The sequence below is a fragment of the Microbacterium sp. S308A+ genome (genome assembly GCF_049800815.1).
GTDB lineage: Bacteria > Actinomycetota > Actinomycetes > Actinomycetales > Microbacteriaceae > Microbacterium.
The window spans coordinates 914508-927254 of sequence record NZ_JBNAFT010000001.1 but is presented as its reverse complement, the minus strand read 5'-3'; the positions used below and the strand labels follow the sequence as shown (position 1 = coordinate 927254).

12 protein-coding genes are annotated in these 12747 nt (G+C 69.2%); 9 read left to right on the top strand and 3 right to left on the bottom strand.

The genetic code is table 11. From position 1 onward, the window contains the following. Nucleotides 1-31 precede the first annotated feature (31 nt). From ACP15J_RS04340 to ACP15J_RS04320, 5 genes are all read left to right on the top strand, one after another. Entirely contained in the window at nt 32-580 is a 549-nt protein-coding gene (locus ACP15J_RS04340; RefSeq protein WP_424935285.1) for a PH domain-containing protein, read from the top strand. A 75-nt stretch (nt 581-655) separates the two neighbouring features. Beyond that, on the top strand, nt 656-1780 hold the full coding sequence (locus ACP15J_RS04335; RefSeq protein WP_424935286.1) for a 5-(carboxyamino)imidazole ribonucleotide synthase: 1125 nt from the start codon (nt 656-658) through the stop codon (nt 1778-1780). Nucleotides 1781-1942: 162 nt separating this feature from the next. After that, a complete protein-coding gene (purE, locus tag ACP15J_RS04330) occupies nt 1943-2410 on the top strand; it encodes a 5-(carboxyamino)imidazole ribonucleotide mutase (RefSeq protein WP_424936054.1) in 468 nt (155 codons plus the stop codon). Further along, entirely contained in the window at nt 2407-3861 is a 1455-nt protein-coding gene (locus ACP15J_RS04325; RefSeq protein WP_424935287.1) for an LCP family protein, read from the top strand. The genes purE and ACP15J_RS04325 overlap by 4 nt, the downstream gene beginning before the upstream one ends. 85 nt (nt 3862-3946) lie before the next feature. Further along, the gene (locus ACP15J_RS04320; RefSeq protein ID WP_424935288.1) at nt 3947-5029 is read left to right on the top strand and encodes a glycosyltransferase; all 1083 of its coding nucleotides are present in this window, start codon (nt 3947-3949) and stop codon (nt 5027-5029) included. 46 nt (nt 5030-5075) lie between these two features. On the opposite strand, the gene ACP15J_RS04315 is transcribed toward ACP15J_RS04320, so the two are convergent. After that, on the bottom strand, nt 5076-5813 hold the full coding sequence (locus ACP15J_RS04315; protein ID WP_424935289.1) for an ABC transporter ATP-binding protein: 738 nt from the start codon (nt 5811-5813) through the stop codon (nt 5076-5078). Further along, a complete protein-coding gene (locus tag ACP15J_RS04310; RefSeq protein ID WP_424935290.1) occupies nt 5797-6657 on the bottom strand; it encodes an ABC transporter permease in 861 nt (286 codons plus the stop codon). The genes ACP15J_RS04315 and ACP15J_RS04310 overlap by 17 nt, the downstream gene beginning before the upstream one ends. 183 nt (nt 6658-6840) lie before the next feature. On the opposite strand from ACP15J_RS04310, the gene ACP15J_RS04305 reads away from it, so the two are divergent. From ACP15J_RS04305 to ACP15J_RS04290, 4 genes are read left to right on the top strand one after another with little or no spacing between them, the layout of a single operon-like run. Further along, entirely contained in the window at nt 6841-8769 is a 1929-nt protein-coding gene (locus ACP15J_RS04305; RefSeq protein WP_424935291.1) for a DUF6541 family protein, read from the top strand. Then, nucleotides 8751-9656, top strand: a complete 906-nt coding sequence (locus ACP15J_RS04300) for a glycosyltransferase (RefSeq protein ID WP_424980840.1) — start codon at nt 8751-8753, stop codon at nt 9654-9656. Before ACP15J_RS04305 ends, ACP15J_RS04300 begins: the two co-directional genes overlap by 19 nt. A 55-nt stretch (nt 9657-9711) precedes the next feature. Then, nucleotides 9712-10848 carry an NAD-dependent epimerase/dehydratase family protein gene (locus tag ACP15J_RS04295; protein WP_424935293.1) on the top strand — a complete coding sequence of 379 codons (1137 nt, stop codon included), beginning with the start codon at nt 9712-9714 and terminating at the stop codon, nt 10846-10848. Then, nucleotides 10845-11954: an acyltransferase family protein gene (locus ACP15J_RS04290; RefSeq protein WP_424935294.1), complete on the top strand. Its 1110-nt coding sequence runs from the start codon at nt 10845-10847 to the stop codon at nt 11952-11954. Before ACP15J_RS04295 ends, ACP15J_RS04290 begins: the two co-directional genes overlap by 4 nt. Before the next feature lie 37 nt (nt 11955-11991). Here ACP15J_RS04290 and ACP15J_RS04285 read toward each other — a convergent pair whose 3' ends face one another. Further along, the gene (locus tag ACP15J_RS04285; protein ID WP_424935295.1) at nt 11992-12747 is read right to left on the bottom strand and encodes a glycosyltransferase; all 756 of its coding nucleotides are present in this window, start codon (nt 12745-12747) and stop codon (nt 11992-11994) included.

Below are 12747 nucleotides of genomic sequence, written 5' to 3'. Positions count from 1 at the left end.
GAATGTCGGGGGCGGGGGCCAGAATGGGCGTATGACGCAACCCGTGGGTCTCGGAGGGCGGCCCCTCATGCCGCCGCCGGGTGCGCCGCCGGCCGAAGAGCGGCTGATCGCGCGGTTCCACGGGAGCGCCCGCCATCTCTTCTGGTCGGCCCTCGTGTTGATCGCCGTCGCCGGCGCGACCGGGTTCTTCTATCGGAACCTTCCCTCACCTCTCCAGGACTGGATGCTGTTCGCCGCGGCGGGAGCGCTGGTCCTGCTCGCGGTGATCGTGCCGTTCTCTCTCTGGCGTGCGCGGAGCTACACGGTGACCACGCGGCGGGTGATCGTGAAGCAGGGCGTCGGCACGCGCAGCCGGCGCGAGATGTCGCATGCCCGCGGGTACACGATCGCCGTCCGTCGCGGTCCCCTGCAGCGCCTGACCGGATCCGGCACCGTCACCCTCACGAACGGCGTGGACGCTCCCCTGCGCCTGATCGACGTCCCCTACGTCGCGCTCATCCACGAGACGCTCGCCGATCAGGTCGAGGTCGGGCAGATCCTCGCCCATCGGGACGCGCAGTCCGCGACCACCGCCTTCTGACCTCCGGCGTGCGACCGCTCCGGGCGGGGCCGTCGTGCGGGAGAATGGTGCGGACGACGAAACGGAGAGACGGCGATGACGTTGCGTGTGGGTGTGATCGGCGGAGGACAGCTGGCTCGGATGATGATCGCCCCGGCGGTCGAGTTGGGACTGGAGATCCGCGTGCTCGCGGAGGACGAGGGGATGGCTGCGCGGCTGGCCGCCACCGCGGTCGGCGACTACCGGGACCCTGCCGCCGTGCTTCCGTTCGCTCAGGGGGTCGACGTCGTCACCTTCGACCACGAGCATGTTCCGCAGGAGGTGCTGAGGATGCTCGTCGAGGCGGGCATCGCCGTCCGTCCCGGCCCCGATGCGCTCCGCTTCGCCCAGGACAAGCTCGCGATGCGGGCGCGGCTCGCCGAGCTCGGCGTTCCACAGCCGGAGTGGGCACGGGTCTCGGACGAGACGGCTCTGCAGGGGTTCCTCGATGCCCATGGCGGCCGTGGCGTGGTGAAGACCCCCCGTGGCGGATACGACGGCAAGGGCGTCCGCGTGGTCTCGGCCGCCACCGAGGTCGCCGACTGGCTCGCGGCGCTCGGTCCGGACGACGCGCTGCTCGTGGAGGAGCTCGTGCCCTTCGTGCGCGAGCTCGCCCAGCAGGTGGCGCGGCGTCCCTCCGGCGACGTCGCCGTCTACCCCGTGGTCGAGACGGTGCAGCGTGACGGCGTGTGCGCAGAGGTCATCGCCCCCGCTCCCGGCGCGAGCGAGAAGCTTGTGGAGATCGCGGCCCGGATCGCGGTGCAGATCGCCGAGGGGCTGGACGTCACCGGCATGCTGGCCGTCGAGCTGTTCGAGACCGACGACGAGCGGATCCTCGTCAACGAGCTCGCCATGCGCCCGCACAACAGCGGGCACTGGAGTCAGGACGGCGCGGTCACGGGGCAGTTCGAGCAGCATCTGCGCGCGGTCGCCGATCTGCCCCTGGGCGACCCGACCCCGCGGGCGACCTGGGCGGTGATGGTGAACGTCCTCGGCGGCCCCGCCGAGGGAGGGATGATCGCGCGCCTCTCCGACGTGCTCGCCGCCCATCCTGCCGCCAAGGTCCACACCTACGGCAAGTCGCCACGACCCGGACGCAAGGTCGGGCATGTGAACGTCGCCGGGGACGACCTGGACGACGTCGTCTACGAGGCGCGGGCTGCAGCGGTGCGGTTCGCCTGAGCGTCGTCCGTCCGAGACCACGATCCCGGCAGCGCCCTGTTCGCGGGGTGCCGGTGCAGAGCGAGAGGCGTGCCGCGCCGGGGATCTCCCAGCCCTCGCCCGTAGCCTTGTCGGGTGACCTCTCCTCTGCACTCCTCCGACGCGCCGGTGGTCGGTGTCGTGATGGGCTCCGACTCCGACTGGCGCGTCATGAGCGATGCCTCGCAGGTGCTCACCGACTTCGGTATCCCGCACGAGGTGGAGGTCGTCTCCGCCCACCGCACGCCCGACAAGCTCGTCCGCTATGGGCGGGAGGCCAGGGCGCGGGGGCTCAGGGCGATCATCGCGGGCGCCGGCGGCGCCGCCCATCTCCCTGGGATGCTCGCCTCGGTCACCGTGCTTCCCGTCATCGGCGTGCCCGTGCCGTTGGCGCTGCTCGACGGGATGGACTCCCTGCTCTCGATCGTGCAGATGCCCGCGGGCATCCCGGTCGCGACGGTGTCGATCGGCGGCGCCCGCAACGCAGGGATCCTCGCGGCCCGCATCCTCGGATCGGCCGATCCCACGCTCGCGGACCGGGTCGAGTCCTACGCGGCGGAGCTCGAGTCGCAGGTGGAGGAGAAGAACCGCCGGTTGAAGGACTCCCTATGACGCTGCTCCGCGAGCGCTTGACCGCATCCCAGGGCGGTCGCGTCATCGAGACACGTCCGATCCGGAACCCGGACACGGCCTCCGAGCCCGAGATGACCAGGAGGGGCTGGTGGCTCATCCTGCTCAACATCCTCGTCCCCGGCTCCGCGCAGGTCCTGGCCGGGAACCGACGGCTGGGAAGGTTCGGCCTGGGGGCCACGATCGCGCTGTGGGCGCTCGTCGTCGTCGGTGTGCTCGCGGGCCTCCTCTGGCGGCAGGGGCTGCTCTGGCTCACGGTGGGCGGCGGCTGGATGTCCTGGATCGTGCTCACGCTGATCCAGGTGCTGTTGGTCGGATACGCGGTGCTCTGGGTCGTCCTCACCTTCGACACGCTGCGCCTGGTGCGGCTGGTCAAGGTGCGTCCCTACGCGAAGGTCGCCCTTCCGCTCGTCGCCGTCCTCGTGCTGGGCATGCTGAGCGGTGGCGTGGCCTACGGTGCGAGCATCGTGGGGACGAGCCGCGGTGCGCTCACGACCCTGTTCGGGGCGGGCGGGCCGAGTCTCCCGCCCAGCGAGGGCTACTACAACATCCTCCTGCTCGGCGCCGACAGCGGCGAGGGGCGCGACTCCATGCGGTTCGACAGCATCTCGGTCGTGTCGCTGAACGCCTCCACCGGGGCGGTGACCATCACCGGGATCCCTCGCGACATGCCGGGCTTCCCGTTCGCGGACGGTCCGATGAAGGATCTTTACCCGGACGGGCACGAGGGCGTCGCGGACGACGAGTGCGGCTGGGGGAGCGGGGTCAACCAGCTCTATCCCGAGGTCGAGATCTGCCGCAACGCGCGCGAGGGGCAGAACCTCTATCCCGAGGCGAAGTCGCGGGGCTCCGAGCCGGGGATCGAGGCGACCAAGGACGCCGCCGAGGGGATCCTCGGCATCAGCATTCCCTACTACGTCTTCATCGACATGCACGGCTTCGCCGCCCTCATCGACGCGCTCGGCGGGGTGGACATCAACGTCACGGAACGGCTTCCCAAGGGCGGTGGTCCGGCATACGAGGGGCAGTCCGCCGAGGACTGGGCCATCGGCTGGATCGAGCCGGGGCAGCAGCGCATGGACGGCGACACGGCGCAGTGGTATGCGCGGTCACGTTACACCACCAGCGACTTCGACCGGATGCTCCGGCAGCGTCAGCTGCAGCAGGCGATCCTCGCGCAGTTCACACCGCAGAACGTCCTGAGCCGCTTCAACGAGGTGGCTGCGGCCGGAACCGCGATCGTCCAGACAGACATGCCGCAGGACAAGCTCCCCGAGTTCTTCGACCTGCTGGTCAAGGCGAAGGAGCAGCCCGTCGCGACGATCGAGCTCACCCCGGACGGCGGCGTGGACGAGCGCACCCCGGATTACGAGGCGATCCGCTCGACGGTGCAGGAGAGGCTCCATCCGCCGAGCGCTCCGCCGGCGGGCTGACCTCAGCCGACGGGACGGGGAACGGGAGCGGAGGACGCCGCCGCGTCTCAGGGGAATGCCAGCGCCTGCTGGCTAGGCTCGCTCCATGGCTCAGTTGCGCGTGGTCCTCGATCAGCTCGGGCCCTCGTCTACATCGGATCTCGCTGACGCGTCGCGCGCCCTGGTGTCGGCCCTCGCCGTCACCGCACCGCAGGGCTGCACGCTCGAGGCGATCGTCCCGTCGGGGACGGCGGAGCCGATCGAGGGGGTCTCCTCCGTCCGCCGCCTGCCACTCGCCCGTCGTGAGCTCGCCGCCGCGTGGCAGCTCGGCGTCACCGCGGGCGTCGGGGGTGGGATGATCCACTCGCCGACGCCGCTCGCACCGCTCGTCCGGCACGATCGCTTCAACGACCACGACCAGACCGTTCCGACGTTCTGGGACCTCAGGGCCTGGGAGGCGCCCCACCTCCTCCCGAAGGGCGTCGTCGCGGGGCATCGCGCGATGCTGCGGCGAGCGGCGCGTCATGCCGACGCCGTCGTCGTCCCCTCGCATGCGATCGCCGAACGCCTGAGTGACCTCGCGCCGCTCGGAGACCGCATCCGGGTCATCGCCGGCGCCCCCGATCCGGAGATCGCCGCGCCCCTCGACGCCGCCGCGCGGCGGCGGGCGCTCGGCCTCCCCGAGCGCTATGCCGCCGTCTCGATCTGCGCGGAGCAGTGGCCGGACGGGCTCGCCGCCGCCCTCGCCGTGGTCGTCGCCGCGGGCGCGGACGTCGTCATCCTCGACGCGGATGAAGACGGGGAGCATGCCGTCGCCGCGCGCGCGGTCGCCGCCGGGCTCCCTGCAGCCCGCGTGCACGTGAGGGGGCGACAGGAGACGCCGGACCGCGCCGCCCTCCTCGGTGGCGCCGCCGTCGTCCTCGTCGCGGATCAGACGGCGTCCTGGCCGTGGCGTGCCGGGGAGGCGATGAGCCTCGGCATCCCGGTCGTCGCGATCGACTCGGCCGTGCATCGCGACGTGATCGCCGACGGAGGACGGATCGTCGCGGAGGAGGATCTCGCCGTCGCCGTCGAGGACGCGCTCGGCGACGGGGCCTCTCGCCTCGCGGTGCTCTCCGCCGATCGCTCCCGAGCCTTCTCCTGGCCGAGCGCGGCAGAGCACGTCTGGGCGCTGCACGCCGACCTCTGAGGCCTGTCGGCCCTCGTTGCAGGGCCTCTGTGTGCCGATGGGCGGGTCAGGAGCGCATGAGGGTGACGGCGTCCTTGCTGGACCCGTCGATGCGGACCTTGCCGTCCTGGAGGAGGATCCCGCGCTCGCAGAGGTCCGAGACCATGTTGAGGTCGTGGCTGACCACCACGAGCGTCTTGCCCTGGTCGTGCAGCTCCTTGACCCGCGCGATGCACTTCCGCTGGAACGGCTCGTCGCCGACGGAGAGGATCTCGTCGATGAGGAGGATGTCCACCTCGGTGTGGATGGCCACCGAGAAGGCGAGGCGCAGGAACATCCCGGAGGAGTAGTGCTTGACCTCGGTGTCGATGAACTTCTCGATCTCGCTGAACTCCACGATCGAGTCGAAGCGCTCCTCGATCTCCTTCTTCGACATGCCGAGGATCGCCGCGTTCAGGAAGACGTTCTCGCGCCCAGAGAGGTCGGGGTGGAAGCCGGCGCCCACCTCGATGAGGCCGGCCACGCGTCCTCGCGTGAGCACGCGGCCCTCGTCGGGACGCAGGACGCCGGAGATGAGCTTGAGCATCGTCGACTTGCCCGAGCCGTTGTAGCCGAGGAGCGCGACCGACTCGCCTTCGCCGATCTCGAAGGACACGCCGTCGAGAGCCTGGAAGTCGGAGGTGAGCTTCTTGCGCTTCATCGCCGCGACGAAGGTCTCTTTGATGGAGTGCGTGTGACGGAGCTTGAAGTGCTTGTGCACGTCGTCGACGACGATGCGCGTGCGGGGATCAGAGGTCTTGGGCAAAGCGACCCTCCAGACGGCGGAACACGAGCTCGCCGATGACGACGAAGAGGACCGCGACGCCCAGTGCGATCGCCGACCGCGGCCACAGCCCGGGGATCGTCGCCGCGCCGAGCGGGTCCAGAGGGAACCAGATGCCGTAGTGGAAGAGCTCGACGGCGATCGTGATGGGGTTCAGTGTGTAGATCGAGAACATCCAGTCCGGGACCTTGCCCGCGACCATCTGCCACTGGTACATGACCGGCGAGGCCCAGACGGAGATCATCACGATGATCTCGACGAAGCTCTGCGCGTCGCGGAAGGTCACGTTGATCGCGCCGAAGAGCATCCCCAGCCCGGTGGCGAGCAGCGCGATGATGACGAGGCCGAGGAGCAGGGCCGCGATGTTCAGGACCCCGGGAGCCCAGCCGAAGAACAGCGCGATCGCGAGCACGACGATGATCTGCGGGACCGTGTTGATCGTCGCGACCAACATGCTGGCGACCGGGAACATCTGTCGCGGGAAGTAGATCTTCTTGATGAGGGCCGCGTTGTCCACCAGTGACCGGGTGCCGTTGGCGAACGACTCGTTGAAGAAGGTGACGACCGTGATGCCGGAGAGGAGGTAGATCGGGTAGTACTCGATGGACTTGTTGAGATCGAGGAAGACGCCGAGGGCGAAGAAGAAGACCAGGAACTGGATGAGCGGCTTCACGTACGACCAGAGCCAGCCGAGGACGGACCCGCGGTACCGGATGCCGACCTCCTTCTTCACGATGAGGCTCAGCAGGTAGCGACGGCGGAAGACATCGATCAGCCCGGTGGTCGAGCCAGGGGCGACGAAGCGCTCCTCAACGGATGTCGACATTCGGGACAACGCGGTTCTCATTCCTTACGGGAGTCGGCGAGATCTGAACCATCTTATGGGTCCGACGGCTCGAAGCCGGTCTTGAGGGCGGGATCGGTAGAATCATCCGGTGCCCGACGCCTACGCCGTCTCCGAACCCCCCGCCCGAGCTGGTCGCGATCGAAGAAACGAGGACTCGCTGCGATGACGTGGTTGGCCCTCGCCCTCTCCACCGGCGCTCTCGCGCTGATCGTCCTCGTCCCCGGGGGGATGATCGCCGCCCTCCTCGGCTTCCGGGGCCTGTGGCTGCCGGCGATCGCCGTCCCCGCGGGCGTCTCGGTGATCGCGATCGCGGCGACGGCCGGTCCTCTTCTGGGGATACGGTGGGGCATCCTGCCGGTCCTGATCTCGACGGTCGGGATCGCGGTCGTCGCCGGGGTCCTCCGGCTGCTGCTGTGGCGCGGCACCGCTCTCCTCGAGGCGCCCCGTCTGAGCCGCGGCGCGATGCTCGCCGTCGCCGCAGCAACCCTCGCCGTCGCCGCCCAGGTGGTCCTGGTGATCCGTGCGCCGGAAGCCATCTCGCAGACCTTCGACAACATCTTCCATCTGAACGCGATCCGCTACGCGCTCGACACGGGGAGCGCCTCCCCGCTCACCCTCGGGCAGATGACGAGCGGCGAGAGCGGGGGCATCCCGTTCTATCCGTCGGCATGGCATGCGATGGGATCCCTCCTCGTCCAGCTCACGGGGGTGTCGATCCCGGTCGCCTCCAACGCGATGACGATCTTCTTCGCCGCCGCCTGGCCCGTCTCGGCGATCCTCTTCGCTCGTGTCCTCTTCAGCGGCGGCACGGCGCTGGTCGTGGGCGCGGCCGCGGTGAGCGCGGCCCTTCCCGCCTTCCCGCTGCTGATGATCCGGTACGGAGTCCTGTTCCCCTACATGGTGTCGATCGCGCTCATCGGGACGGCGCTGGCCCTGCTCTGGGGGGCGCTGAACGCCCGCGGCCGTGCGAGGTGGCCGTTCACGGTGGCTCTCGCCGGGGTCCTTCCGGCGCTGGTCATCAGCCACCCCGGCGGATTCGTGGCGTTCCTCTTCTTCGCCACCATGGTGCTCGTCCCGTTCTTCATCGGTTTCCTCCGCGACGCGCGATCGGCGGGCGCCAGGGCGGGAGCCGTGGCCGGGGCGGTCGCATACCTCCTCATCGGCGGCGTCGCCTGGTACGTGCTGCGACCCCCCGCGGCGGCGCGAACCTGGCTTCCCGAGGAGACGATCGGGCAGGCGGTCGGCGAGGTGCTCACCGTCTCCGTCTACCGGATGCCGGTGAACCTGGTCATCGCCGCTCTCGTCGTCGTCGGCATCGTCGTCGCGCTCCGGCGCCGGAGCAGGGCGGACGTCGTCGCGCTCCTCGTCTTCCTCGCCGCCGCCGGCCTGTACATCGTCGTCTCCGGTCTGCCCTATCCGCTCCTGCGTGATATCCTCACCGGTACGTGGTATAACAACGTCCCGAGGCTGGCGGCCCTCCTCCCCGTGGCCTGGGTCCCGCTGGGAGCCCTCGGCGCCGCCGAGCTCTGGCGGCTCGTGACGGACCGGATCGCGCGGACGGGGGGCGCGCGATGGAAGTCCGTCCTCGCGACGGCGCTGTCCGTGGTGCTCCTCGTCTTCGTCCCACAGGCCGTCACCATGCGTCAGGCGATCGGGACTGCCCACGCGACCTTCAGGATGGACGCGGACTCGCAGCTCCTCTCGTCCGACGAGCAGATCCTGCTCTCGCGGCTGGACAAGGAGGTCCCGGAGGGCGCGCTGATCGTCGGCAGCCCCTGGACCGGGACCGCTCTGGCCTACGCGCTCGCCAACCGCCCGGTGATGCTGCCGCACACCCTCACCGACATCACCGAGGGGAAGAAGGCGATCGTCGACGGTCTCGATCACGCCGATCCGCAGAGCCCGGCATGTGCGGCGGTACGTGATCTGAAGGCGTCCTATGCGCTCGACTTCGGCACCCGGCAGGTCAACGACTCGCACGTCACCTACTCAGGACTCGACGACCTGTCCGGCTCCCCGAACCTGACGCTCGTCGACCAGCAGGGCGAGGCGAAGCTCTACAAGATCACCGGATGCGGGGTCGACGGGTGACCCTGGAGATCTTCTGTCCCTTCTGGGGCGACCCCGACCTGCTGTTCGAGACGGTGGCCTCGGTCCGCGCCCAGCGCAATCCCGACTGGCGCCTGATCGTGATCGACGACTGCTATCCCGACGAGTCGGTCGCGGGGCGGTTCGCCGCGATCGACGACGATCGCATCACCTATGTGCGCAACGAGCGGAACCTCGGCATCACGGAGAACTATCGCGAGGCCATCCGCCGTGCGACGTCTCCGTACATCTCGATCCTCGGCTGCGACGACCTCCTCCACGCCAACTATGTCGACGTGATCCTGCGGGCGATCGAGGCGGCTCCGCAGGCGGACGTGATCCAGCCGGGCGTCACGGTGATCGACGAGCACGGCACCGTCGTGTCGCCTCTCGTGGATCGGGTCAAACAGGGGATGCTCGCGCCGAGGACCGCCGGTGAGACGGTCGTGCTCACCGGTCAGGACATGGCGACGAGTCTCATCCGCGGCGACTGGCTCTACTGGCCGTCGCTGACCTTCCGGACGCAGACCCTCCAGCGCATCGACTTCCGCGAGGGTCTGCCCATCATCCAGGACCTTGCGCTCCTCATGGACATCGCCTTTGACGGCGGGTCGCTCGCCTATACGCCGGAGGTCGCGTTCTCCTACCGGCGCCATGGGTCCAGTGCATCGCAGAAGACGATCCTCGACGGGCGACGTTTCCGCGACGAGCGCGCGTATTACCGCACCGCCCGGAGCCTCGCGCGGGCGAAGGGCTGGAACCGGACGGCACGTGTCGCGGCGGTCCGGATCATGTCCCGGCTGCATGCCGTCACGGAGCTGCCCGGCGTCATCCGGCACGGGGACGGCGCTGCGCTAAAATCGACGCTGGCGCACATCTTCGCGAGCTGAGGCCTCCGCCGACGCGTCGAACGCCGAGACCGTCTGACCGCCGAGGAGAGCATCGATGCCGGAACACGTCCTGATCACCGGAGGGGCGGGATTCATCGGAACCCGTCTGGCCGCACGCTTCGCCTCCGACGGCCACCGGGTCACGGTCCTCGACGCGCTCATCCCTCAGGTCCACGGAGACGACCCTGCCGTGACGTCGCCGTTGCTGCGCTCGCTCGACGGCGTGGCGGAGGTGGTCGTCGGGACGGTCACCTCCGCCGACGATCTGCGTCGTGCGCTGACCGGCGCCACGATCGTCGTCCACCTCGCGGCGGAGACCGGAACGGGTCAGTCGATGTACGAGATCGACCGATACGTCGAGGCGAACGTCGGCGGCACGGCCAAGCTCCTCGACATCCTCGCGAACGAGGACCACACGGTGCGCCGGATGGTCATCGCGTCCTCGCGGTCGATCTACGGTGAGGGCGCCTACGAGACGGAGGACGGACGACGGGTGTACCCCGGTCACCGGTCCGACGCCGACATGGCCGCCGGGGACTTCGACGTCCACATGCCGGGCGAGGGCCCGCTGCGGATGGTCCCCACCGACGAGGCGGCGCTGGTGCATCCGTCGTCGGTCTACGGCATCACCAAGCAGATGCAGGAGTCGCTGATCATGACGGTCGCGCCGACGATCGGCGTCGAGCCGGTCTCGGTCCGCTACCAGAACGTGTACGGACCCGGCCAGTCGCTGAAGAACCCCTACACGGGCATCCTCTCGATCTTCTCGACCCTGATCCGACAGGGCAAGGACATCAACGTCTTCGAGGACGGGGAGGAGAGCCGCGATTTCGTCTACATCGACGACGTCGTCGAGGCCACCTTCCGCGCGGCGACGCTGCCGGCCGCCGCCGGGGGCGTGTTCAACGTCGGATCCGGCGTCGCCACCACCGTGAACCAGGTGGTGGCCGCGCTGTTCGCCGCCTATGGCACGGAGGTCCCCGTCCGGGTCTCCGGCAACTATCGTCTCGGTGACATCCGCCACAACGTCGCCGACACCTCCGCGCTGCGCGAGGTGCTCGGATTCACGCCGTCCGTGACGTTCGAGGACGGCGTCCGCCGCTTCGCGGAATGGGTCCTCACCGAGCCGGTGGAGAACGACGGCTACCAGCGGTCGCTCGACGAGATGAGCAAGCGGAACCTGCTCAAGTGAGCCGGTCCGCCCTCCTGACGCGGGCGTCGTTCCCGTACCGGGACAACAGCCTCAACCTGTTCCGTCTCCTCCTCGCCTTCCTCGTGCTCGTCGCGCACGGGTACTACATCGTGGGGCGTTCGGACAGCCCTGGCTTCAACGGCGAGAACCTGGGCGGCTGGGCTGTCATCGGCTTCTTCGTGATCAGCGGCTTCCTGATCACCCGCTCGCGGTTCCGCACCGACCCCGGGACCTTCCTTCTCCACCGGGTCGCGCGGATCATGCCGGCGTTCCTCGTGTGCCTGATCGTCACCGCGTTCGTGTTCGGGCCCGTCGCCCAGCTCATGACGCACGGAAGCCTCGCCGGGTATCTCACGACGGGGCCCACGCCCCTGCAGTACATCTGGTCCAACCTCTTCCTTCACATCGACACGTATCAGATCGGCGAGACCCTCTCCACGGTGCCCTACCCGAACGCGTGGAACGGCTCGCTCTGGACGCTGTATTTCGAGTTCCTCTGCTATCTGACGGTCTGGGTCCTGGGCGGGCTGGCCATCTATCGCCGGTCGATCGTCTTCGTCGCGACGGTCTGGGCGCTCTCGGTCCTGGTCAGAGGCGCGGGTCTTCTCGGGGTCAACGGAGGGATGGACACCGACTTCGACCTGTTCGCTCGGCTGCTGCCGTCTTTCCTCGGAGGCTCGCTTCTCTACCTGATCATCGAGCGGTGGGGTCTGAGCCGCGCGATCGGGCTGCTCTCGATCCCCGTCGCCGCCGTGCTCATGGTCTTCGTACCCGGTCTGGGGGCGCCGCTCGCCGCGCCGTTCCTCGGCTACGCTCTTCTCACCCTTTCGACGATCGTCCCGCAGCCGGCCTGGATCGCGCGCAACGACGTGTCCTACGGCTTCTACATCTACGCGTGGCCGGTCCAACAGCTCACGGTCGTCTTCGGCGGTGCCGCTCTCGGGCTCGTCCTCTACACGGCGATCACCACCATCGTCACCCTGGTTCTCGCGTGGGCGAGCTGGACCTTGGTGGAGCGACGGGCGATGCGGGCGGTGCGAGCGAAGAGGTCGGACGCGGTCGGAGGGGTCGTCGCGCCCAGCGGTCCCATGACCGACGTGTCCTGAGTCTCGCCTGCGGTGTCTGCTCGCCGGAGCGGAGAGCTCAGCGCCGGCGGAGACGGCGCCGGGCCTCGACGTACAGGCGGAGCAGGAGCAGCCGGGAGCGCAGGGCGGCACCGATCCCGCGCGGTCGCGAGGATGACGCGTTCTCCTCGTGCACACGTCGCAGGAGCGTCGGCTGCTCCAGGTGGGTCATCCGGTGCGCGGCGTTGGCGACGGTCGCGATCCACAGGTCGTGGGACTCGGTGAGGTACGCAGGGAAGGGCAGCACGAGGTCGAGGGCGTCGCGGTCGATCGCCATCGCACAACCGTAGTACGGGATGTTGCCGGCGAGGATCGAGAGCTCGTTGCCGAGCCCCCCGCCGTGCTCCTGCGCGCGCAGTCGCCAGGGCCGTCCGGTGAGAGGGGAGGGCAGTGGTGCCCGTTCGTCGAGGGTGAGCAGGTTCGAGGCGGCGAACCCGGAGGCGCTCGCGGTCACCAGGGCGTCGCGGCGACCGTCGATCCATACGTCGTCCTGGTCGCTGAGCAGAATCACATCGCGAGAAGCCAGGGAGAGCGCTCGCTCGAACGTGCGGACGTAGCCGAGGTTTCGCTCGTTGCGGACGAGACGGATCCGGGGATCGGCGTACTCGGCCACGAGCCCGACCGTGTCGTCTGTGCTCGCGTCGTCGACGATCACGACCTCGTCCTCGTCCTGAAGCTCACGGAGGATCGAGTCGAGCTGCTCGCGCAGGTAGGCGGCCCCGTTGTATGTCGCCATGCAGACGCTCACCGATCGGCTCTTCGGGGGAGTGCGCAT